Here is a 21,906-nt window from a genome sequence, read left to right as displayed (position 1 = left end):
TGTCTGGGCTGCGGCCTTCTGTATGATTTTATCGAACAAAAATTAAATATTATCGTTTTGACTTATTTTCCTTAAAATGTGATTTTTCGATCAACATATTGCAGATTAGGCGTGACCGGGGCAGGCAAGCTGCCGTTTCCAAGGGGACGGAAATGAACGGGAGCGCAAGGCAAAGGAATTTTCTTCCGAAAAATGTACGGAGATTTTTCGGATCTTCACTGGATAACAGCGAAGATGCTCGGCCGTACCGCCGGGGGGCGGACGGCTTATGGGGAAATATCAATGATACAGCATATTGACGACGCAAAATGCGTCGGCTGCGGCGTATGCGTGCAGAAATGCCCTCTGGATGCCATAAGGCTCAATGAAGCGGGCAAGGCCTTCATCGCCTACCCTGACGACTGCATGACCTGCTATGTCTGCGAACGGCTCTGCCCTGCCGGGGCCATTTTCGTCCATCCATTCAAGGAAAAGCTGCCTCCGGTCTTTCCGGGCCCCCAGTACGAAGCCGTGGAAGGGAACGATCTGAGAGACAAGGAGGCCTACCATGCCTAGAACCGAGCACATTGTGGAAAGCGACCTGCTCATCATCGGCGGAGGGTCCGCGGGCCTGTGGGCTGCCAAGCGCTTCACCGAGCTCATGCCGGAAAAGAAGGTCGTCATTGTAGACAAAGGACCCAAGGAATGGGGCGGACTCATGTCCATGGCGGGCGGAGACTTCGACGCCGTCATCCCCGGAGACGACCTCAACGCCTGGGTGGAAGACTTCATCTATTATTTCGACGGACTTTGCGATCAGGAACAAATAGAGGAGCTGCTCCGTCATTCCTACGACCGTCTGGAAGACTACCAGCGCTACGGCTGTGAATTCTTCCGCAAGGAAGACGGTTCCCTCAAGAGTATTCCCCAGCGCGGTCTGCCCCATGTCAAGCTCTATCCCGCCAAACTTGTGGGGAGGGGAGGGGAAGACATGGTACGCAACCTTGTGCGCCAGCTGCGCAAGGCCAACGTGGAAAGTCTCGGGCGCATTATGGTGACTGACCTTCTGAAGAAGGACGGCCGCGTGGTCGGCGCCGTGGGTTTTGATTCCATAAGCGGCGACTTCTACCGCTTCCATGCGCAGGTCGTCATAGCGGCCACGGGTGTGGGAGGCTGGAAGACCTCCTACGGCAAGAATACCCCCACCGGTGAAGGCGTGGAAATGGCGTGGAATGCCGGCGCCAGGCTGAAGGATTTTGAATTCAGCCGAGTGTGGAACATGCCCCGCTACTTCGGCTGGGAAGGGCAGACCAAGCTCATCCCGCTGGGAGCGCGCTTCGTCAACGCCAAGGGCGAACCTTTCATGGAGAAGTACTCTCCCGTGCTCGGCGTGAACACCGACCCGCATTTCATCACCATAGCCATGGCCATGGAAATCCGCGCCGGCCGCGGTCCCATCTACTTCGATATCAGCCGCATCAATCCCGACGATCTCATCCTGCTCAAGCCTCAGAACGGCTGGCAGCTCATGAACTATGAGAAGCTCAGCAAGCTCGGCATGGACCTGTTCCGCGACAATACCGAATGGCTGCCGCAGATGACCATTTCCTACGGCGGCATGGAAGCCACCATCAAGGGAGAGACCAATGTGGAAGGCCTCTTTGCCGCAGGAACGGCCAGAAGCACGGAACCGGGCGTGTACGCCGGCGGCTTCGCCCTCATGAGCACTTCCGTCACCGGACATCTCGCCGGTGAAGGCGCGGCCGAATTTCTCCGGACCGCCGCCCCCGTGGACGGGGCTCTGTGCGACGACGTGGATGCGCTGCAAAAGGCCATCTACGCACCTCTGGGCCGCGAAGGTCTGGCCCCGCGCGATGTGCTGAAAAAGGTGCAGGCCGCCATGTTCCCCTATGATGTTTCCATCCTGAAAACAGAAGCCTCCCTCCAGAGAGCACTGGATGAAATCGTGCGCATCCGCACGGAAGAAGTACCTCTCATGACCGCTTCCGACCCGCATTACCTGCTCAAGCTCAGGGAAGTGCGCTCCATGGCCTTTGTGAGCGAACTGTACCTGCGGGCCTCCCTGGAACGCCGCGAATCCCGCGCCGGGCACTTCCGCGAGGACTACCCCCACCGCTCCGAAGACGGCCTTGCCTGGCTCATCATCCAGCGCAAGGAAGACGGGAGCATGGAAATCAGCAGGAAGCGGGTTCCTCTGGAACGCTACCGCCGCCCCATCACCAGGTACTACCAGGACAACTTCCGCTTCGTTTCCGAAGAACGCTAATCCGCATCCTTCCTCTCAGGAGACATTACCATGGCTGCCACTGTTACTGCTCCCGCCGCGCCCAAAAAGCCGGATATCATGTATTTCGTGCACTCCGTCATCTGCCTTGCCATCATGTTCGGCTTCGGGCAGCTTTCCCCCATAGAACCTCTCACCCCGCTGGGGATGAACCTCATCGGCGTGTTTCTCGGCGTGCTCTACGGTTGGATCTTCATTGATATCATCTGGCCCAGCATCGCCGGCCTGCTCGGCCTCATGCTCGTCGGCGGCATGAAACCCGGCCTGCTGCTCAACAAGAGCTTCGGCGACCCCATCGTGGTCATGATGTTCTTCATCTTCGTGTTCTGCGCCACCATCAACTATTACGGGCTCTCCAAGTTCATCTCCCTTTGGTTCATCACCCGTAAGGCCGTGGCCGGCAAACCGTGGCTCTTCACCTACACCTTCCTCGGCTCCATCATGCTGCTCGGCGGCCTGACCAGCGCCTCCCCGGCCGCCGTCATCGGCTGGAGCATCCTGTACGGCGTGTGCGACGTGTGCGGCTACAAGAAGGGCGACGGCTACCCCACTATGATGGTGTTCGGCATCGTCTACGCCGCCCAGGTGGGCATGGCCCTCATCCCCTTCAAGCAGGCCGCTCTTACCGTCATGAGCGCCTATGAAACCATGTCCGGCACGCACATCGACTACGCCAAATACATGTTCATCGCGCTCGTTGCCTGCGCGCTGTGCTCCCTGCTCTTCCTGCTCATCGGCAAGTACATCTTCCGCCCCGATGTGAGCAAGCTCGCCGACCTCGACGCCAACCAGCTCGACAAGGATCAGAGCCTGAGCCTCAACAAGGTGCAGAAGATGGTGCTCGGCTTCCTCTTCGCCCTGGTGGCCCTGCTGCTCATCCCCGCCTTCCTGCCCGGCGACATTGCCGTGGTGAAGTTCCTGAAGAGCATCGGCAACACCGGCATCTGCATGTTCCTCGTGGGCGTCATGTGCTTCATCAAGGTCAACGGCAAGCCGCTGCTCCGCTTCAAAGGCATGGTGGACGACGGCGTGGCCTGGGGCATCATCTTCATTCTCGCCATGGTTCAGCCCCTCTCCGGCGCCATGGCCAAGCCGGAAAGCGGCATTACCCCCTTCCTCATGACCATGCTCGAACCGCTGTTCGGTTCCGGTTCCCCGCTGTTCTTCGCCGTGTGCATGGGCCTTCTGGCTACCATCCTCACCCAGTTCATCAACAACGGCGCCGTGGGCGTGGCCCTCATGCCCGTCATCTTCAGCTACTGCACCAACATGGGCGTTGGTCCTGAACTGCCCGTCATCATGGTTGTCATGGGCGTGCACCTGGCCTTCCTCACTCCTGCCGCCAGCTCCAGCGCCGCGCTTCTGCACGGCAACGAATGGGCCAGCACCAAGAGCATCTGGAAGTCTTCGCCCATCGTCATCCTGCTTTCCTGGATTCTGATGAGCGCCGTCGTCGCCATACTGGGTTCCGTCATCTTCTAAACCATCCCTGCCTGCGGAAGAACCGCCTTCCGCAGGCCATGAGTCTTGTGCCGCAGCACGTGTGCGGAGAGAGACGTGTCTTGCTCCGCACGCTTCCGCGCCTGGTTCCGACAAAGTATCCTGAACCAGGCGCTCCCTACACGCCCCGCTTCGCCCCCGCGAAACGGGGCGCATTCTTTTCGTGGCCATACGATCCGGCGTCCTTACCCGGCCCGCACCGGCAGGTCTCTCCCTCTTTCCGTGCACACAGAAAACGGGTTTTCCAAAAGGGCGGACAGCACTCCCTTTCGCAACATTGACGCTGCTCCGCTGTCGGGCTAGAATATTTGCTCCTTTCAAATATCCGGGCGCATGCCTGTACATATTGCCCACACGCAGATCCTAAGGAAGTTACCCATGCTCGATCTCAAACTGCTTCAGAAACAGCCCGAAGTGGTGGCCAAGGCCCTGGCCGACCGCCACTCCAGTATCTCCGTCGACGAATTCCTGGAACTCGACGCCCGCCGTCGCGCCGCCCTCACTGAAGTGGAGACGCTCAAAAGCAAACGCAATGCCGAATCCGCCGAAGTAGCCCGCAAAAAGCGCGCCGGGGAAGACGCCTCCGAACTTGTGGCCGAACTCGGCAAGCTCTCCGACCACATCAAGGAGCTGGATGCCGAAGTTTCTGAAATCAAGGACAAGGTCTATCAGTGGCTGCTCAGCGTGCCCAACATTCCCGACGCATCCGTGCCCGTGGGCCTGGATGAGAACGACAACCCCGAGCTGCACCGCTGGGGCACCCCGCGCGAATTTTCCTTCACTCCCAGGCAGCACTTTGAAGTGGGCGCGGCCAAAACCGGGCTTGATTTCGAACGCGGCGCAAAGCTTGCCGGTTCCCGCTTCTGCGTATCCCACGGTGTGTTCGCCCGCCTGGAGCGCGCGCTCATGAACTTCTACCTCGACACCCAGACCACGGAATTCGGCGCCACCGAAATCCTGCCGCCCTTTATGGTCAACGCCGCCACCATGCTGGGTACGGGCCAGCTGCCCAAGTTCGAGGAAGACCTGTTTAAGATGCCCGCGTGGGATTACTACCTCATTCCGACTGCCGAAGTACCCGTCACCAACCTGCACGCCGGGGAAATTCTTGAAGAAGACCAGCTTCCCCTGCGCTACACCGCAGGCACACCCTGCTTCCGCTCCGAAGCCGGTTCCGCCGGCAAGGACGTGCGCGGCCTTATCCGCCAGCATCAGTTCATCAAGGTGGAAATGGTACGCTTCGCCCATCCCGACAAGTCGTGGGAAGAACTGGAAAACATGCGCCGCTGTGCGGAAATCCTGCTGGAAAAGCTGGAACTGCCCTACCGCACCATCACCCTTTGCACCGGCGACATGGGCTTCGGCTCCGCCAAGACCTACGACGTGGAAGTGTGGCTGCCCGGCCAGAACACCTACCGCGAAATTTCCTCCTGCTCCAACTGCGTGGACTTCCAGGCCCGCCGCGCCAATATCCGCTTCCGTCCCAAGAAGGGCGGCAAGCCCGAATTCGTGCACACGCTGAACGGTTCCGGCCTGCCCACCGGCCGCTCCATGGTGGCCGTGATCGAAAACTATCAGCAGGAAGACGGATCCATCGTCATACCTAAAGTGCTGCGCCCCTACATGGGCGGCCTTGAAGTCATCACGCCCGACATGTAGTTCACCCTTTCTTCCGGCCTTATGCAAGGGAGACGGCTCCGCCGTCTCCCTTTTTTATTGCGGCCTGCCGGAACACGACGGAAGCATCCGGCGCTCTGCATGCTTTTCCAAAACAATGCCGGCGGCAGCCCCATGGTGAAGAGTGCCCGCAATATTCCCGGCATGCAGAGTCCTGTTCCGCCCGTGCGCGCCCCCGCTTCCCATACCTGCGCCGTTTGCTCGCACTTTTTCAAAAACAATCCGGAAGATGTTGCCTTTCGTAGAACAACACGAAAAAATTTTGAGCTTTACCTCGCAGCGGCTTTTGTTTTTTTCTGAACAAGGAATACGCCTATTCCGTTTTTCCTTCTTCCCCTACCAACAACAGGAGCCTTCTCATGAACAGACGCCAGTTCCTCTACACCGGCGCCGCCACGGCGCTCATCACGGCCCTGCCTTTCCGTGCCCGCGCGACGGAAGGGCCCGTTGTCCATACCCCGAAGGGAGACCTGCGCGGTCTCGTGGTCGACGGAGTCCATGTGTTCAAGGGCGTGCCCTGCGGCATGCCTCCCTATGAGGGCAAATACCGCCTCGCTCTGCCGGAACCCGTCGCCCCCTGGAAAGGCGTGGTGGAGGCCGCGGCTTTCGGCGACATTCCCCTTCAGCTCGGCAGAGGCGCGACGCCGAAACCTGTCGGCGGGGGCGACTGCCTGCGCCTGAACATCTGGACTCCCGCACCCGGCAAAAACAACTGCCCGGTCATGGTCTACATTCCCGGCGGCGGCAGCACCACCTGCGACAACAACGACGTGCGCTTCGACGGCACGGCCTTTGCCAGGGACGGCGTAGTCCTCGTCACCATCAACTACCGCGTGAACGTGGACGGCTTTTTGAAAATCCAGGGCGTTCCGGCCAACCTCGCCCTGCGCGACATGATGTTCGCCCTGCGCTGGGTGCAGGACAACATCGCAGCCTTCGGCGGCAATCCCGATAATGTCACGGTGTTCGGCCAGTCCGCCGGGGCCACGCATATCACCTCTCTGCTCTCCTCTCCCATGGCGAAGGGGCTCTTCAGGCGCGCCATACTCCAGAGCCCGGCGGCTCTCGCCCAGTACGACGCGGATCTCGCCTCCAAGGTGGCGGAAAGCCTGCTGGCCTTCTACGGTGTGAAAAACAGCCGCGAGGCCGTGGCCGCCCTTTCCGCGGAAAAACTGCTTTCCTTCCCCGCCTTTCTTGCCGAGCAGAACAAAAAGCCGGAATGGTGCCGCATGCTGGGAGGCAATATTGCGCTGTTCAAGCCCTACTACGACGGGGAAGTGCTGCAAAAACGCCCGGTGGACGCCATTGCGGAAGGCGCCGCGCGCGGCGTGGATATCATGGTGGGTTCCGCCGAAGAGGAATGGCGCTGGTACACCGTGCCGAGCGGGGCCATCGACAAAATAGGCGAAGGCGCGGTCAAGGGGTTTGTGGACTCCACGGGCTTCCCTGCCGGCATTGTGGAAAGTTACCGCAAGGCCGGACGCGGGGAAACGGCCGGGGAACTGTTCACCGCCCTTCAGTCCGACTTCATTTTCCGCCTGCCCGCCAACAAGGTGCTGGAAAGCCAGACCTCGGCCGGAGGAAAGGCGTGGGCCTATTCCTTCGCCTGGAAAAGCGACGCGGCAAACGGCCGCCTGGGCGCGGCCCACAGCGTGGATCTGCCCTTTGTCTTCAAGACTCTGCACAAGGACTCCGACCGCGTGAAGAACACCGTGGGGGCCAATCCCCCGGATTCTCTGGCCGAAGCCATGCACGGCGCATGGGTGCGCTTCGCCACGGAAGGCACCCCCGGCTGGACGCCCTTCGATACCGGAAAGCGCATGACCATGCGCTTCAACACGGAAAGCGGCGAAGTCTCCGACCCGTGGAAGACGGAGCGCGAAACCATGATCCTGAAATAGGCGCGCATAAGAACTTTCTGCCGCACGCTATCAAGGCCCCCTGCCGGAAAAACAGAGGGGCCTTCTCGTCCCGGGGGAAGCGCTTCCGCCAAAGAGCGCCTTTTCCGCGTCAGCCCCATCGCCCCGCGCTAGCGGGCCGGGCTATCCACGCAGGCTATGCTGCTGCAATCTTCCTTCGCATGAGCCCCCGCCCCACGGTAGAGGGACAGGGCACATTCCGCGAGCGGCATGCGCAGCGAAAGGCACCGGGGCGCAGGCCATGGCTATTTCCATATCTTTGAGCATGAGTCCAGCGCAAACAGGGGAGTGTAGTCGCCCCGCACCATGCGCCCGAAGTTGCGGGAGAACTGCGTTGAGCCTCCGGTACTTTCCCTGCCGCTTACGCGAACTTCTCCATGTCCACCCCCAGCGCGGAGGCGAAACGGTAACATTCCCCCAATGCCGCAAGCTTGACGGCCCCCAGAAGGTTGATCACGGCCTTGATGATCTTTTTCGTACCCATGGGCCCGAGCTGAAACACCCTTTCCTCCATGGCGAAGAGCACGCCGCTCACCGCAAAAAACTTTCCGGCACAGGAAACGCCGTCCTCTGCCCTTTTCACTGAGGAAGCCACCGGCACGGAAAACATGACAGATTTGCAGCCGCAGGTCGAATTCTCCCGAACAGGAGTCCGGGAACTTCGGCAACCCCTTTTGCTGCGTTTCTTCCCCGGTTCCGGGCGCAGGGGCATGTGAAGGACAAATCCCGGCCATGCATACACCCGGGGCAGAAACAGCGGTCAGGCAGGAGGAAAGCGGTCCCGGAAGGCCGCCTTCCGGCCTTTCATGCCCTTACTTTTTCCAGGAAGGAAAGGAAATACCCGTCTTCCGTCCCAGAATTTCCAGGAACCTGCCTGTCTCCAGGCCGTTCCATACCTTCTCCGTCTGCTTCATCAGCGTATCGGCATCGAATCTCCATGTACCGCCGTGCATCAGCGTATGAAAAGCCATGCCGAGGCTGTAGGTAAGGGCCCCGGCCACGGCCGCCCCCGCGAGGGAACCCGCCACAGGCACAAATTTGCACAGCTGGGAGGCCAGCATCCTGCCCGTAGAACGTGCCAGCAGAGGGCCGAGGAACCTGGCCGCGATATCCATGGAGAACTGCTTGTCATACAGCTTGTTCAGACGTATCAGCATCCCGACCTGTATGGGGATGATGAACAGTGCATCGGGGACGCCGGGCAGGGGATTCAGCCCGGCAAGGGCAGCCAGGCGGGCATGGTCAAAGACTATGTCCGCCGCCCGTTCATCGCAGAGGGCACGGTCAAGCCTTGCGAAACAGGTACGCGCGGCGTCGGGCAGAAGCCCATAGATTTTCCCGCGCAGCTCGCCGATGCCGTACCGGTTTTCCGCATCATCCCAGCTTTCTCCCGCACAGCAGGGAAGGAAGGGCGTTTTTCCGCCAAAGGGCTGACGGATATGCGGCCCCATCGCCCTCTCCACATAATTCAGCCAGTCGGCTATATTCCTTTCCTTTTCCGAAACGGGCGAAGCCAGGTTCAGGGCCTCGGGCCGCCAGTCCTTGATGGGAGGGGCCGTGTCTATCTTCGTGCAGGCCACCACGCAGGGCAATGGGAGCGCCGCGCCATAATGCGCCTGCACAGCCCCGACAAGCTCCCTTTCATACGCGAAATCCCGCGAGGGGCACGGCACGGCCATGAGCATAAGATGCGCCCGCCCAAGCGAACCGAGCATATCCTCCAGGCGCTGCACATGCCTGCCCGCCTCGCCCACGCCCGGCAGGTCCACGACGCGGAGCGGGAGGCCTCCTTCCGCAAGTTCATGCTCCACCGGCGTCTGCGTCGTGGGAATCACCCCGACCTCGCTGACGAGCCGTCCGGCCAGCGCGTTCATCAGGCTGGATTTGCCGCTGCCGGTGCGCCCGGCAAGGACAAGTACAGGAACGATATCGCAGTGGTCGAACCTCGACTTTGCATCACGGATGAGGTCTGCGATCATTTCCTTGCTCCCGTTCATACGCTCCCTCCTCTGCCGGAAACATGCCCGGCAGCCTGCTTCAAGGATTCGGCCTGTGCCTCGGCCTTCTTTCTGTTCTTCTCCATGCGCTGCTGAATTTCCTTCCTGGTGGGCTGGAAATTGCCCCCGGCAAAAAGGTCTCGGAAGGAATAGCCGAGAGCAAGCGTCATGGGCCCGGCCACGGCCGCACCGATGACGGCTCCGGTTACGGAGCCTATGCCGGGAATGCATTTTATCAGCGCCTGGAAAAGCAGGCGGCCTCCCACGGCGCAGCCTGCCGTTCCCGCCAGGCCGACGGCCGTTCCCAGAGTCATGGTGCAGTTGTAGGTATGGGCCAGAGCTACGATCATCCCCGCCTGTATGGAGGTGATGGCCGCCATGTCGGCTATGGGAATCGGCGTGGCGGCCGCTACGGAAGCGGCCACCGCCGCGCTCCAGATAATGCCCCCGGCCGTGGCATCCTTGTCCAGCTTCACGTTCATGATGCGCGCGAGCATGGCCTTCCGGGCATCCGGCACGGCGTCCACCATGCCCCTCTTCAGCTCCTCAAGCCCGTAACGGCTCTCCGTATCCTCAAAGGCTTCCCCCGAACACACCGGAAACAGCCTGCGGGCATGGATGCCGCATGAACGACGCAGCGCTTCGATCCATGCGGCAATGTTCCTTTCCTTCTCGCTGGAGGGATGTTCCAGGTCCATGCTGCGGGGATTCCACTGCCGTACCGGAGCCATGAGGTCTATCTTGTTGGCCACCACGAGGATGGGAAAATCAGGATCGCGCGCAAGCACTTCCTGAATGAACAGGCGCTCCAGCTCCCAGGCCCTGTCGGGGGCTCCCACCACGAGCAGAATGAGATGCGTCGAGGAAAGTCTGTCCAGCATGGCGGCCTGGCGCTCCTCATGCCTGCCTTCCTCTCCGAATCCGGGCACGTCGGTGATGACGGTTCTTATCGTCTCCCGTCCGCCGGCGTCATCCCGGACGACATCCCAGGAATAGTCGCGGATTTCCTGCGTGACGGGCCCCCCGCCCCCGACCTTGCACAGCCTCTGTTGCGTAAGCGCGTTGATGAGGCTGGATTTGCCGCTGCCGGTACGCCCCGTCACCAGCATGTGAAAGCAGCCGTCGTCAGTCATGACGTTCTCGTTCAGCAAGGTATCCATGTCCATAGTTTTGTCCCACTGATGAAAAGATGATGCACCGCAGGGCCGCTCTCAGAAGCGCTTCCCGAGTTTTCCGTAAACCGTGCGGAAAAGAGCCTCGAGCAGAGGATCGGACGAGACGCCGTCACGAGTGCGGGAGCGCTGCGCATGGTCTTTCTGAATGTTCCGCTTCCAGTCGCCGTCGATGACGCCCCTGGCGGCGAACAACGAACAGACACCGGCGAGGGATTCGTAAACCGTATGTATGCCTTTGCCGTCGTTCACGAAGTCCACGGCATTTTCCTCGGACAGGCCGAAGCCTCGCGCCGTAGCCACGGCGTCGATGTTCGCGCCGAGAAAGAGAAATTCCCAGCCCTTCTCCTTTCCTTCCGCAATCATGCGTTTCACGTCGCTTTCGGAAAAACGGGTGCTGGCGTTTTCCATGCCGTCCGTGGTGATGACGAAAAGCACATGATCGGGCACATCTTCCGGCCTGATGTAGCGATGGATGTTCCGGATGTGACGCACGGCCCCGCCCACGGCGTCGAAAAGCGCCGTGCAGCCGGAAACGGCATAGTCCTTTTCGGTAAGCGCGGGAACGTCGAGGACATTCACCCTGTCGTGAAGGACGACGCTCTCCTGATTGAAAAGAATGGTGGAAAAAAGAACCGTTCCCTCGGCCTGCTTCTGCTTTTCCAGCATGGCGTTGAAGCCGCCGATGGTGTCGGATTCCAGCCCGTGCATGGAGCCGCTGCGGTCGAGAATGAAGACAAGTTCGGTCAAGCCGTTCATAAGACCTCCTCAAGGCGTTTGATCGTTAACTGCCTTGTAGAGGAAACGGCACGGCTTAAGGTCGCCGATCCGGCGACAATTCACGGCAGGAATCAGAACCGATCAGCGGAAGGTCGAGTTCCTTCAGGTACTCGTTGATTTTCATGATGTCATACATGCCGGCACGGATGAAAAAGTCGACGGCCAGATCAAACCTTTCATTGGGGGAAAGGGCGTAGCCTGCCCGCGCCAGAAGCTCCCGGGCCTGCTCCGCGTCCAGCTCAAGGGCCAGGGCAAAGGCCAGCACCGTCTTCTTGGCAGGACGGTGTCTGTCGCTCAGAATTTTGGAAAACAGCTTTCTGTCGATGTATGCCCGCTGATAGCACTCGGCATTGGTCATGCCCGCTTCCCGTATCTTGCGCAGAAGCAGGTCCGAAAATCCTTCGTCCGGCGAAGAAATGGCCTTTTTGAGTCTGTCCAGCAGGCCTTCCTGTCTGGCATGAAGGCCTTGCCAGAGGACATGCTCGCAGAGAACGACGGCAGGCTTCGACAGCCCCCTTGTCGCGACGAACCCGGAAGGCAGGGAAAAATCCTGCCCACGGGAAGCGATGTAGCGAACAAGATGTTCCTTCAGTGCATCATCCGTCATAAAACCCCTCCTGATGCTTTCCTGCCGGGCCGGAAAATGCGTACCGTTGGAAGGCCGTCAACGCCCGAAAAAAGCGCGCACAACTGCGGCCCCTGCCGCTTATGCTGAAATTCCTGACGCATCTGCGAGCCCTCTTCCTTACAAGCCCGGGCAGGAAGACCACGCCCTTTCCCGCCAAAGGCGGCTTTCTCCTCCCCTGCGCTTCTGAAGACGCCGTCCGGCGTTCTATTTTCAGGCGAAAGGTGCGCCTGCCGCAATACCTCCGCCCTTCCTGAAAGGGCCGTGCTTGAAAATTAAAAAGAAAAAGGGCCTGCGTCAAACCGCAAGCCCTTTCAAATTCTGGTGGAGATGAAGAGAATTGAACTCTTGGCCTCTTGAATGCCATTCAAGCGCTCTCCCAACTGAGCTACATCCCCGTTGCGGAGTCATTCATGCCAGAATGGCCCGCCATAGTCAAGAAAAAAACAGGGAAAAGGCTCAGCTTTCCCTGGCCTGGCGCGCGCGTACCCGGCTGATCCACAGCTCCAGCTTGTCGCAGAATTCCGTGAGCACCTCATCCGTCATCTCACGGCCTTCCGAGGCCAGATACTGATTCATCAAAAGCGCGGGCAACCCGTTGGAAAAGCCCTGCCGGGCGATTTCCAGCCCGCAGCTCACGCAGATGATATCGGCCTGGATGGAGCGCTCCTTCAGCATGTGACGCAGGCGCTGCTCCGCGCCGGAAAGGCGCGCCCCGTCGAGATCCAGCATCCGTATGGTAATATCTATGTTGTCCATGGCTTTCAAAAAGAGGCGGAGCGGATGTACCGTTCTGCGGAAAGGGCCGCTATGGTGCCGTCGGCAACAGCGGTGGTGATCTGACGAAAAGCCTTGTCGTTGATATCCCCTGCGCTGAACACGCCGGGGATGCCGGTTTCCATAAGCGGAGAAGCCTTGATATAGCCCTGCTTTGTCAGCGGCAGCAGATCCTTGAACAGGCTGTTGTTGGGCTTCTGCCCCAGGAAGACGAACACGCCGGAGACGTTCACCGTCCACGTTTTGCCGGTTTCGGTATTTTCCAGAATGGCGCCGGTGAGAACACCGTCGTTCACGATAAGATCCACCACCTTCGTGGAAACGAAACCTTCCACCTTGCCCGAACCGAAAAGCTGTTCCTGGGTGCTTTCCGCAGCAAAATAGCGGGGCATGGCTTCCACCAGGGTGATGTGCTCAATGCCGGAGGAAAGAAGGTAGAGGCTTTCATCGAAGGCACTGTTGCCGCCGCCTACCACAAGCACATGCTTGCCGGCATAGGCCGCGCCGTCGCAGATTGCACAGTGATGTACTTCCTGCGCCTGCGTAGGCGTATCGAGCTCCAGCGGGACACGGCCCGTGGCAAGAATGACGGCCTTGCAGCGATATTCCCCGGAATCCGTCACCACCTTCTTCCACTGCCCGTCGAGCTCAAGGCTTTCCACTTCGCAGACTTCCTCCACCGTGACGCCGAGTTCATCGATCTGGGCGCGCAGCTTCTCCATGAGTTCCATGCCGTGGATGGAAGGCCAGGAGGGGAAGTTCTCCACCGTGTAGGTGGAGTTCACAAGTCCGCCTGTCACATTGCTCTCCAGCACCACCGTGTCGAGTTTCGCCCGGACGGCGTACAGGGCGGCCGTCATGCCGGCGGGCCCGCCCCCGATGATGACCAGATCCGTGGTGATCACATCGCTCATATGCCGCCTTCCTTACTTGCAGGAGTCAAAGAACTGGGCCATTTCGCGCGGATTCATGAGTCCGGCCTTTCTGCCCGCCACCTTCCCGTCGCGGATGACGATGATGGTGGGAGCGCGTTCCGCACCGCAGGCTCCCGCAGAAACGGGATTCTGCTCGATATCCACGGAAAGCAGCACGGCTTCAGGCTGAAGCTTGGAAAACTTCTCCAGCACCTTTTCCATATTCTTGCAGTGGGGGCAGAGCTGCTTGTAAAAAATGCAGGCCCCGGCCTTCACTTCCGCGATGCGGGCATCGAACGTGGCGTCCGAAAGTTCCTCAAACATATCTCTCTCCTGAAAGGAGGGAGCGCTTGCGCGCTCCCGGTCTTTTCTTCTCCGGCTTCCGCACGGGGCGGAAGCAGAATCCGTATTACAGCGTCTTCAGCTCGCCGATGTACAGCTTGAGCTGCTTCAGAAGTTCCCCGGCCTTTTCCGGCTGTTCCTTGATGATGTTGTGCAGCTGGAACTGGTCGGTGCGGCGGTCGTAAAGCTCGTCTTCATCCGGCACGTCCTGCCGCGCACCCACGGTGCAGGTCCATATGGCTTCATCTTCCATGATCTCATGCCCGGCATGGCGGGCCTTGACCACGTCGTTCTGCGTGGAATTCTTGAGGAGCCAGTGGATGTAGGTGTAATCTTCGGTGATGATGGACCACGACATGCCGAAATAACCGGCAATGGCGAAATCGCGCACCTTGTCCACTTCGCCGCGCACCATGGGCAGAAGGCTGTGGCCCTGCATATCCATCGCGCCGAACACGGGGAAGCCGAAGGCACCGCCCTGGGCGCCCAGGTCGTCGAGATAGCCGAGGGCTTCAAGGATGGTGGGGGCAATATCCACGTTCTGCACGAAGCCCTTGATGCGCTTGCCGCCTTCCACGCCGGGAATGTGCATCATAAGCGGCACATGCACCAGCTCTTCATAAGGCCAGGGGCGGCACTTGCGCATGATGCCGTGCCCGTGTTCACCCTTGCCCATGGGCTGGCCATGGTCGGAGGTGATGATGATCATGGTCTCGTCCCACAGGCCCTGATCGCGGATGGAATCGAGGAGCTTACCGATCTTCTTGTCCACAAGCTCGATGTTTTCCGCATAGAGGGCGCGGATATGCGCACATTCCTCGTCGGTGATGCGGCCTTCCACGGGCGTCCAAGGAGCAAGAAGGATGGGATTACCCTTCCAGTCGGGATCGTAGGGGCAGGGCTCCTTCTTCCACATCGACGGCGGATCCCAGGGTTCATGCGGATCGAAGGAATCCACCCAGAGCATAAAGGGGCGCTTCTTGTCGCGGATATCGCGCAGCCAGCGGTCGGCTTCGCGGGCCACCACGCTCACGAAGTTATCGTCCTCAGAACGCCATTCCTGGCGGATCTTGAGGAAGCACTCGATTTCTTCCAGCAGAGCAGTGCTGGAATCGTCGATGAGTTCGCCCTTTTCGTTGTACGCCATGCTGTAGGAGGTGTAGTCGATGGGCTTCATGGAAGGATCGAGTTCACGGCCGGCAAAGGTGGTGTGGTCGAGCTCATGGCCGGGGCAGAACTTCACATAGTCGAAGCCGCGGGAGTAGCCGTACTTGGGCAGACGCATGGGCGGGGTATCGTACACCAGTGCGGTCTGCACGTCGCGACCCCAGAGAATGTCGGAAAGGGTGGTGTCTTCGGCGGAAAGGGCCTGCCACCCGGCAAAGGGCAGCGTGTAACGGCCCGTCATGGTGGCCCTGCGCACAGGGACCGTGGGAAGGCCTTCGCTGTAGGCGTTCTCAAAAAGCACGCCGTTGCGGGCAAAGCGGTCGAAGTTGGGAGTTTTCACCGTCTTGTTGCCGTAGCAGCCAAGATAGTTGAACTGCAACGTGTCCAGCATGATGAACACGACATTTTTAATCTTCTGAGCCATATCTGATCCCTGTGCCGCCCTTCCGGGCAGCGGCCGCCGCAGAAAAACGCGGCGGCGCTAGATGGTTACTTTCCAGCCTTTTCCTGATCGAGTTCAGCGGCGGTCTGTTCGCCGAGGGCGCGCAGGTCGGCAAGGATCTTGGAAGCGTTGGCGATGCCCTGCTTTTCAGCCTTCTTCACCCACTTGTCGGCAATGCCTTCCGTGGCCTTGACGAGCTTGGCCTTTTCTTCCGGGGAGAACTGATTGAACACATGCCCCTGCTCTTCCATCCACTTGGCGTCGGAGCTGGAGCTGTCGTCCAGGGCGCGGCCGATGGCGCGGGCCAGCACTTCACCCGTGGTTTCCGTGAATATGGCCTGCTGTTCGGGGGTGAGGCGGTTCCAGGCGTCGTTGGACATGGCCATCCACATGGGGGAAGCCGCGATGGGGTCGTTCACGGAATACTTGATGGTTTCCGTGATCTTGAAGGAACGCAGGGGAGCAATGGCGAGGCAGGCGCCGTCGGCCATGCCGCGGGAAAGGGACATGTAGGTGTCGGGAAGCGGAACGAAGATGGGGTTGGCCTTGAGAGCCTTGAGAATATCCCTGTCCAGGCCGCCCACGGTGGTGAGCTTCATGCCGCGGATATCGGAGAACTTCGTCACGGGCTTCTTGGTGCTGTGGATCATCATGAGCGCGGAGGTGTACTGGGTGAGCATCTTCATGCCGTCGAATTCCTCGGCCCACTCAGGATATTTCTGGGAGATGCGCCAAATGGCCATGGCGGCGGATTCCGCGTTCTTGAACAGGAAGGGCACGTTGGCGGCGTCGCTCAGGAAAAGAACGCCGTTGCTGAGGTTGGTATTGGTGGAGGCAATGTCCACGGCGCCATTCTTCACGGCGCTGAACATCTCGTTGTTGGGGCAGATGGTGCCGGGGTTGAAATAGGTGATGACGACTTCACCGTTGGTACGTTTCTTGATCTCTTCCATCCACGGGATGAACGCGTTCTGCACCACGGGATGACGGTCGATGTACACGCTGGTGAAGCGCAGTTCCACAGGCTCGGCATACGCGGTGGAAACACTGACGCCGAGAAGGGCCAGAGCAGCAAACAAAATCTTTTTCATTTCAAACCTCTACGCGTAATAGGTGACCAGAAAGGGGACTTCCTACCTGATATCTGCCCTTCCTCCCCCGCCGGCAGGAGGACTTGGTTGCGACGGGAAAGGAAAAGGCAGGGGTGACCACAAAAGCGACTGTTCCGCCCGGCGGCTTCGGCCTTCAGAGAACCGGTGCCGCCGGACAGGAGTGAACCTTAGAAGAAATGCGTGGGCAGCCACAGCGCGATGCCGGGGAAAAGCACCAGCAGGAGAAGCAGCAAGCACATGCAGCAGAAGTACGGCACTATGCTTTTGAAGATATCCGCCATGGGAATGTCGCGGGCCACGGAACTCATGGCGAACACATTCACGCCCACGGGAGGAGTGATCTGCCCCATTTCCATGAGCAGCACCACGCACACGCCGAACCACACAGGGTCGAACTGCAGGGCCAGAATGGTGGGGAACAGCGCGGGGAGCGTAAGCAGGATCATGGGAATGACGTTCATTATGCAGCCCAGGATGATGTAGAGCACCACGATGCCGACCAAGATGAGGTACCTGTTGGCGTTGAGCCCGCCCACGAATTCCGCCAGCATCTGGGGAAGCTGCGTGGCAGCAAAGAAGTAGCCGAGAATGCCCACGCTCACGAGAATAAGCATCAGCCTTGCGGAAATGGTCACCGTAGAACGCAGGGCCTTCAGGGTATCCTGCCAGGAAAGCTTGCGGGAGAGGAAGGCGTAGATGAAGGTACACGCCGCGCCCACGCCCGCGCCCTCGTTGGGGCTGAACAGGCCGAGAAGGATACCGCCGAGGATGATGAAGATGAGGCCCAGCATCACCACAACGCCCTTGAGGGAAAGCAGCTTTTCCTTGAAGGTGGTGGCGTCGCCGCGCGGGGCGAGTTCCGGGTGACGTATGGCGACAAACACCGTGTAGGCGATGAACATGCTCGCGAGAAGAAGCCCGGGCAGCACGCCGGCAAGGAAGAGCCTGCCTATGGATTCCTCGGTGACAATGGCATAGAAGATGAAGCCCATGCTCGGGGGAATAAGGATACCGAGCGTACCGCCTGCGGCGAGGCAGGCGCAGCTCATGCCGGGATGGTAGTTCTTCTTGCGCATTTCCGGCAGGGCCACCGACCCCATGGTCACGGCCGTGGCCATAGAGTCGCCGCACACGGCGGCAAAGCCCGTGCAACCGGCAATACCCGCCACGGCAAGACCTCCCGGCAGACGGCCGAGCCACATGTTGGCCGCATAGAAAAGCTCCCTGGAGATGCCGGAATAATAGGCAAATTCACCCATAAGAATGAACAGCGGGATCACGGTGTAGGAATATTCCGCACCCTTGGAATAGGCGGACTGGCCTATCATGGAAAGGGCGGCCTCAGGGTTCGGCTGCAGAAGAAGCAAGCCGAGGCTGCCCACGAGAGCCATGGAAAGGCCTATGGGCATGCCGATAAACAGAAGAAGCATCATGAACAGCATGGAGAAGCCGCCGAGGGCCCCTGCCGAGGGCTCAATCCCCAGGGCATCAAACCATACAGGAATACTCAGGACGACCACGGCGGAAACCAGGGCAGCCACAGCGCCGGATCCATAGCCTTCACGGAAGGACTTCCCGAGATTTTCCAGAGCCTGCGCCAGGATATAAAGCCCGAACAGGGCCATACCCGCCGCGCACACCATCATGCAGGGCCAGATGGGAAGTTCCAGATCGAAGCTCACTTCACCCACATCATACTTGCCCAGGGCCGCCACAGCCATGCGCCAGGCAAGCATGAGAACAAGAGGCGCGGATGCGCACCACACGAACGTCTCCAAAAGAAGACGCACTTTCGCCGACAGGTGATCCGTGACAAAGGTGATGTTGATGTGTTCTTTCTGCGCCTGAATGCTGGCCAGGGCAAGAAAAGAAACCAGCGCCAGGGAAAACTCTTCCAGTTCATAGGCGCCTTCCAGAGAACCATCGGAAACATAACGCAAAATGACGTCCACGAACACGGGGATCATCATCAGCGCCATAACCAGCATGGCAAGGCGGAAAGCCCAGCGACTGGCAGGTTCGATCACCCGCTCCAGGCCGTGTCCCGCCGATTCCAACACATGCTCGGCCATTCTCATAACCTCCAAAGTGAAAGTAGCGGCTTCAGGGCGGCACCCCCCCCCGAAATACCTTTTTCTGATGTACGCCACCTTAGAGGCTTGTGGAAAAATGGCTATAGACAGAATTGACAAAAAATAAGAAAAAATTGATATAGTTAATTATATCAACATATTATGATATAATGTTTCTTTACGATAAAAAATGCTTGTCTTTTACCCCGGCTCTTTACCCTGAAGCTTGCTCCGAAAAAAACGCTGCTACTTCAGCCAAGCATAAAATGTTTTCCGGCTCACGCCGAGGAGCCTGGCAGCCCGGCTCTTGTTGCCGCCGCAGCGGCGCAGGGCCTCCTCCGCGCTTTGCGCGCGTTCCTTCCTGCCCGGCTCTCCCTCCGCCTCAGGCCCGGGCGCGCCCTCCGTCAGCTTGCCGTCGGGTAGGAAAGAATGACCGGAAAGTTCCACGCCGTCCTCCATAATAGCCGCTTCCAGAAGGACATGCTGAAGCTCCCTCACATTGCCGGGCCAGGAATGGCTTTTCATACGGCGAATAAAATTCCTGCTCAGCTTCTGCGCCGCGCAGCCGTAGTCACGTCGTATCCGCTCCAGAAAATACCGGGAGAGCACTTCCAGATCCTCCATCCTGCTTCTCAGAGGGGGGATGCGGATCAGAGTGGTACGCAGCCTGTAGAACAGGTCCTCACGGAAAAGACCCTCCTTGACCATTCCTTCGAGGTTGCGGTTGGTGGCCGTGACGATGCGTACATCCACGGAAATGTTCTTTCTGCCGCCGAGGCGCACGATTTCCTTCTGCTGCAGGGCTCGCAGAAGACAGACCTGGGCCTTGGGCGAAAGTTCCGCCACCTCATCCAGAAACAGCGTACCCCCGTGGGCCAGCTCGAATTTCCCGAGCCGCCGCTCTGAAGCCCCGGTAAAGGCCCCGCGTTCATGTCCGAAAAGCTCACTTTCCACAAGGGTATCGGGAATAGCCCCGCAGTTCACCGTAATGAAAGGATGTTTGGCGCGCGGGCTCATGGCATGTATCATGGTAGCCGCAAGTTCCTTGCCGGAGCCGGATTCGCCCTCTATGCATACGCTTACCGGATATGCGGCCACTCTTTTGATAATGTGATAGAGCTCCTGCATGGCTGCGCTGTTGCCGATAAAGCTGGAAAACTCCTTTTCCGAATCGGGAACGGCATCGCTGCGACGACGCACGTTCAGAAATTCACGGCATATATCCCGCATCACTTCCCGCACGGGAAAAAACTCTATGGCGCTGCCCGCGCCCATACCTTGAATTTCCGTCTGCTGATAGAGCTGAAGCGTATCCTGCGCCGAAGTAACGCCTCCGCCGTAAAAAAAACAGATGGGCATCTCCCCGTGACGACTCTCGCGGATCTCATCCATGAACATGTTGGCCTGCCGTATGGCATACTGAACCCTGTCCTTCTTTTCCAGCGGGGCCACATCGGAAAGCGTCCAGCCTACATTGAGCACCATGCCGTCCACACGCGCGGCAGCGAGCGTCCTTGCCGCATGGCGCGAGGTGGCAAAAGCGAAGGTGACGAAGCCCTGCTCACGAGCCTCTTCCAGCATGGAAGCCTCAGCCTCTTCCGAAAAGCCGTACCTACGCAGAAGCTCCATGAAGGCCCCGGTGTTAAGGCTGGCGGGCGGCCAATTGATGACCCCGGCCACGCCCATTTTCTTCAGGCGCGCAAAACGCTCCTGCAAAGGTACGGTATCGTCTCCGGCGAAAAGGCCGGCCACAAGGGGAGTGTCGGGACAGCTCGGGAGAATATCGCGGGCGATAAGCCGCTCCACCTGGTCGTTGGCATTGCCGAAGGGAAGAAACGACGCCTGCGACACCACGCCCTTGGCCCGATACAACCCGGCATTCAGCACTACAAGGAAAGGTATGCCTTCCTGCACGGCGCTTCTGGCCGAAAGGCCTGAGCCCGGCACGCTGAAAACCAGCGGCTTCTGCCTCCAGTCCCGGCTGCTCAGAATGTCACGCAGTTGCCTTGTCCGGGATGTAAACATATCACTATACAATTTTCCCCTCTATGGTTACACTTTTGTTACCACAAGGTAACACTTCCCTCTGACCAGTTCAAGGTTTTTCCCGGAATATTTCTGGAGGTCCCATGCTTCATCCCACGGGAAAAGACGTTCATTCCCGCCTTCTCTCTCTGCAAAGAAGCGGGCGAAGCCTGCATGCCGTGCCGCTGCCCGTGCGCGACCTTCCCGGCATCCTGCCCGAACAGCTGGATATCGCTGTGCTCTGCCACGGCCGTCACAGAAAAGGTGGCTCTTTCGACTGGCTGTACTCCTGTCTTCCCAATGCCAGCGCCAACGACGAGGCGCTTTCGGAAACTGCGCTCGCCTTTTTACGCAGGCATGGGAAACATACTGTAACCCTGGCCGGGCTGTACCCGGCGGATCCCTTCCATCATCCTGAAATCATGCTGGATCAGGCTATGGAAGCCGGTTTCTGGGGTGTGCATAATTTCCCAAGTTCCTGTATGCTGGACGGCTCTTTCCGCTCGACGCTGGAGCAGAATCACATGGGTTTTCACAAAGAGGTGAACTTCATGCAGCTTGCCGTCTCACGGGGCATCTTCACCCTGGCCATGGTCTCAGGAAGCGCCGAAGCCCAGCTCATGCGCGATGCGGGAGTACACGCCATAGCCCTTGCCCCGAGCGCATCCCTGTGGCTTCAGAACGACAGACTGCGCCTGTATAAAGAAGAATGTCAGCGCGTGTTGAGCTTGCTCCAGGATGACACGCTTTTCTTCTGCTGCTGGCCCGATACCTCTGCCCATGCCGAACTGGCATACTTCTTGCAAAAGATAAGTGGATTCTACAGTTCCCTGCCTTCGGCGCCGGCCTGATCCCACGGCCGCACCGGAACAAACCCTTATCTTCAAGGATACCGACATGGCCCAGATCTTCATTGTTGGAACATGCGATACGAAGTACGCCGAAATCATGTATGTTGCGAACATCATCCGGGCGCAGGGTGGAGAGACCTGCATCGTGGATGTCGGCGTTTTCGACAAGGATTTCCCTCCCTTTGAAGGGCGCATGGTGCGACTCAGGGAAAAACGCCCCGACTTCTTCAACAATATCAACGACCGCGGC

The 21,906-nt window shown here is 59.2% G+C and carries 19 protein-coding genes and 1 tRNA gene; 7 read left to right on the top strand and 13 right to left on the bottom strand.

Annotated elements, in window-relative coordinates:
- Positions 1 to 282: 282 nt before the first annotated feature.
- The 5 genes from K8W16_RS05715 to K8W16_RS05695 all read left to right on the top strand — a co-directional run bounded on the left by K8W16_RS05715 (position 283) and on the right by K8W16_RS05695 (position 7,362).
- Positions 283 to 555: a ferredoxin family protein gene (locus tag K8W16_RS05715; protein ID WP_304121995.1), complete on the top strand. Its 273-nt coding sequence runs from the start codon at positions 283 to 285 to the stop codon at positions 553 to 555.
- Positions 548 to 2,266 (top strand): FAD-binding protein, encoded by a 1,719-nt coding sequence (locus K8W16_RS05710; RefSeq protein WP_304121994.1) that lies wholly within the window; start codon positions 548 to 550, stop codon positions 2,264 to 2,266. The genes K8W16_RS05715 and K8W16_RS05710 overlap by 8 nt, the downstream gene beginning before the upstream one ends.
- Positions 2,267 to 2,296: 30 nt before the next feature.
- Positions 2,297 to 3,766, top strand: coding sequence for an SLC13 family permease (locus K8W16_RS05705; protein WP_304121992.1), 1,470 nt, complete (start codon positions 2,297 to 2,299; stop codon positions 3,764 to 3,766).
- A gap of 396 nt (positions 3,767 to 4,162) precedes the next feature.
- Complete coding sequence (gene serS / locus K8W16_RS05700) at positions 4,163 to 5,443, top strand: serine--tRNA ligase (protein ID WP_304121991.1); 1,281 nt, start codon at positions 4,163 to 4,165, stop codon at positions 5,441 to 5,443.
- 377 nt (positions 5,444 to 5,820) lie between these two features.
- Positions 5,821 to 7,362: a carboxylesterase/lipase family protein gene (locus K8W16_RS05695; protein WP_304121989.1), complete on the top strand. Its 1,542-nt coding sequence runs from the start codon at positions 5,821 to 5,823 to the stop codon at positions 7,360 to 7,362.
- A gap of 379 nt (positions 7,363 to 7,741) precedes the next feature.
- Here the strand turns inward: K8W16_RS05695 and K8W16_RS05690 are convergent, their stop codons facing one another.
- From K8W16_RS05690 to K8W16_RS05630, 13 genes are all read right to left on the bottom strand, one after another.
- A complete protein-coding gene (locus tag K8W16_RS05690) occupies positions 7,742 to 7,990 on the bottom strand; it encodes a hypothetical protein (RefSeq protein ID WP_304121987.1) in 249 nt (82 codons plus the stop codon).
- A gap of 202 nt (positions 7,991 to 8,192) precedes the next feature.
- A complete protein-coding gene (locus tag K8W16_RS05685) occupies positions 8,193 to 9,377 on the bottom strand; it encodes a GTPase family protein (RefSeq protein WP_304121985.1) in 1,185 nt (394 codons plus the stop codon).
- Positions 9,374 to 10,543 carry a GTPase family protein gene (locus K8W16_RS05680; protein ID WP_304121983.1) on the bottom strand — a complete coding sequence of 390 codons (1,170 nt, stop codon included), beginning with the start codon at positions 10,541 to 10,543 and terminating at the stop codon, positions 9,374 to 9,376. Before K8W16_RS05680 ends, K8W16_RS05685 begins: the two co-directional genes overlap by 4 nt.
- Before the next feature lie 45 nt (positions 10,544 to 10,588).
- Positions 10,589 to 11,308, bottom strand: a complete 720-nt coding sequence (locus K8W16_RS05675) for a hypothetical protein (protein WP_304121981.1) — start codon at positions 11,306 to 11,308, stop codon at positions 10,589 to 10,591.
- Positions 11,309 to 11,363: 55 nt separating this feature from the next.
- Entirely contained in the window at positions 11,364 to 11,936 is a 573-nt protein-coding gene (locus K8W16_RS05670) for a hypothetical protein (protein WP_304121979.1), read from the bottom strand.
- 340 nt (positions 11,937 to 12,276) lie between these two features.
- Positions 12,277 to 12,352: transfer RNA gene (locus K8W16_RS05665), tRNA-Ala, on the bottom strand.
- Positions 12,353 to 12,413: 61 nt separating this feature from the next.
- A complete protein-coding gene (locus tag K8W16_RS05660) occupies positions 12,414 to 12,713 on the bottom strand; it encodes a hypothetical protein (RefSeq protein ID WP_304121977.1) in 300 nt (99 codons plus the stop codon).
- Between the two features lie 5 nt (positions 12,714 to 12,718).
- Positions 12,719 to 13,645, bottom strand: a complete 927-nt coding sequence (locus K8W16_RS05655) for an NAD(P)/FAD-dependent oxidoreductase (protein WP_304121975.1) — start codon at positions 13,643 to 13,645, stop codon at positions 12,719 to 12,721.
- 12 nt (positions 13,646 to 13,657) lie between these two features.
- Positions 13,658 to 13,969, bottom strand: a complete 312-nt coding sequence (locus K8W16_RS05650; RefSeq protein WP_304121973.1) for a co-chaperone YbbN — start codon at positions 13,967 to 13,969, stop codon at positions 13,658 to 13,660.
- Positions 13,970 to 14,054: 85 nt separating this feature from the next.
- The gene (locus K8W16_RS05645) at positions 14,055 to 15,578 is read right to left on the bottom strand and encodes a sulfatase (protein WP_304121971.1); all 1,524 of its coding nucleotides are present in this window, start codon (positions 15,576 to 15,578) and stop codon (positions 14,055 to 14,057) included.
- A gap of 65 nt (positions 15,579 to 15,643) precedes the next feature.
- Positions 15,644 to 16,687 carry a TRAP transporter substrate-binding protein gene (locus tag K8W16_RS05640; protein WP_304121970.1) on the bottom strand — a complete coding sequence of 348 codons (1,044 nt, stop codon included), beginning with the start codon at positions 16,685 to 16,687 and terminating at the stop codon, positions 15,644 to 15,646.
- A gap of 188 nt (positions 16,688 to 16,875) precedes the next feature.
- Positions 16,876 to 18,780, bottom strand: a complete 1,905-nt coding sequence (locus tag K8W16_RS05635) for a TRAP transporter large permease subunit (protein WP_304121968.1) — start codon at positions 18,778 to 18,780, stop codon at positions 16,876 to 16,878.
- Between the two features lie 246 nt (positions 18,781 to 19,026).
- Positions 19,027 to 20,805: a sigma 54-interacting transcriptional regulator gene (locus K8W16_RS05630; RefSeq protein ID WP_304121967.1), complete on the bottom strand. Its 1,779-nt coding sequence runs from the start codon at positions 20,803 to 20,805 to the stop codon at positions 19,027 to 19,029.
- Positions 20,806 to 20,909: 104 nt separating this feature from the next.
- Here K8W16_RS05630 and K8W16_RS05625 point away from each other — a divergent pair, with 104 nt between their 5' ends.
- Both K8W16_RS05625 and K8W16_RS05620 read left to right on the top strand, forming a co-directional pair.
- Positions 20,910 to 21,656 carry a phosphoenolpyruvate hydrolase family protein gene (locus K8W16_RS05625; RefSeq protein WP_304121965.1) on the top strand — a complete coding sequence of 249 codons (747 nt, stop codon included), beginning with the start codon at positions 20,910 to 20,912 and terminating at the stop codon, positions 21,654 to 21,656.
- Positions 21,657 to 21,702: 46 nt separating this feature from the next.
- Positions 21,703 to 21,906, top strand: a 204-nt coding sequence (locus K8W16_RS05620; RefSeq protein ID WP_304121963.1) for a Tm-1-like ATP-binding domain-containing protein, incomplete at its 3' end; no start/stop codon positions are given.

Origin of the sequence: Mailhella massiliensis (assembly GCF_020741395.1) — a bacterium.
GTDB classification, from domain to species: Bacteria; Desulfobacterota; Desulfovibrionia; order Desulfovibrionales; family Desulfovibrionaceae; genus Mailhella; species Mailhella massiliensis_A.
This window is presented reverse-complemented; position numbering and strand designations above follow the sequence as displayed.

What these genes read in the sequence shown, in the direction of transcription:
- K8W16_RS05690 (WP_304121987.1), bottom strand. Translation starts at nt 7,990, where the DNA reads ATGTTTTCCGTGCCGGTGGCTTCCTCAGTGAAAAGGGCAGAGGACGGC.
- K8W16_RS05660 (WP_304121977.1), bottom strand. Translation starts at nt 12,713, where the DNA reads ATGGACAACATAGATATTACCATACGGATGCTGGATCTCGACGGGGCG.
- K8W16_RS05675 (WP_304121981.1), bottom strand. Translation starts at nt 11,308, where the DNA reads ATGAACGGCTTGACCGAACTTGTCTTCATTCTCGACCGCAGCGGCTCC.
- K8W16_RS05625 (WP_304121965.1), top strand. Translation starts at nt 20,910, where the DNA reads ATGCTTCATCCCACGGGAAAAGACGTTCATTCCCGCCTTCTCTCTCTG.
- K8W16_RS05650 (WP_304121973.1), bottom strand. Translation starts at nt 13,969, where the DNA reads ATGTTTGAGGAACTTTCGGACGCCACGTTCGATGCCCGCATCGCGGAA.
- K8W16_RS05670 (WP_304121979.1), bottom strand. Translation starts at nt 11,936, where the DNA reads ATGACGGATGATGCACTGAAGGAACATCTTGTTCGCTACATCGCTTCC.
- K8W16_RS05685 (WP_304121985.1), bottom strand. Translation starts at nt 9,377, where the DNA reads ATGAACGGGAGCAAGGAAATGATCGCAGACCTCATCCGTGATGCAAAG.
- K8W16_RS05710 (WP_304121994.1), top strand. Translation starts at nt 548, where the DNA reads ATGCCTAGAACCGAGCACATTGTGGAAAGCGACCTGCTCATCATCGGC.
- K8W16_RS05680 (WP_304121983.1), bottom strand. Translation starts at nt 10,543, where the DNA reads ATGGACATGGATACCTTGCTGAACGAGAACGTCATGACTGACGACGGC.
- K8W16_RS05655 (WP_304121975.1), bottom strand. Translation starts at nt 13,645, where the DNA reads ATGAGCGATGTGATCACCACGGATCTGGTCATCATCGGGGGCGGGCCC.
- K8W16_RS05635 (WP_304121968.1), bottom strand. Translation starts at nt 18,780, where the DNA reads ATGGCCGAGCATGTGTTGGAATCGGCGGGACACGGCCTGGAGCGGGTG.
- K8W16_RS05705 (WP_304121992.1), top strand. Translation starts at nt 2,297, where the DNA reads ATGGCTGCCACTGTTACTGCTCCCGCCGCGCCCAAAAAGCCGGATATC.
- K8W16_RS05695 (WP_304121989.1), top strand. Translation starts at nt 5,821, where the DNA reads ATGAACAGACGCCAGTTCCTCTACACCGGCGCCGCCACGGCGCTCATC.
- K8W16_RS05645 (WP_304121971.1), bottom strand. Translation starts at nt 15,578, where the DNA reads ATGGCTCAGAAGATTAAAAATGTCGTGTTCATCATGCTGGACACGTTG.
- K8W16_RS05630 (WP_304121967.1), bottom strand. Translation starts at nt 20,805, where the DNA reads ATGTTTACATCCCGGACAAGGCAACTGCGTGACATTCTGAGCAGCCGG.
- K8W16_RS05715 (WP_304121995.1), top strand. Translation starts at nt 283, where the DNA reads ATGATACAGCATATTGACGACGCAAAATGCGTCGGCTGCGGCGTATGC.
- K8W16_RS05640 (WP_304121970.1), bottom strand. Translation starts at nt 16,687, where the DNA reads ATGAAAAAGATTTTGTTTGCTGCTCTGGCCCTTCTCGGCGTCAGTGTT.
- serS (WP_304121991.1), top strand. Translation starts at nt 4,163, where the DNA reads ATGCTCGATCTCAAACTGCTTCAGAAACAGCCCGAAGTGGTGGCCAAG.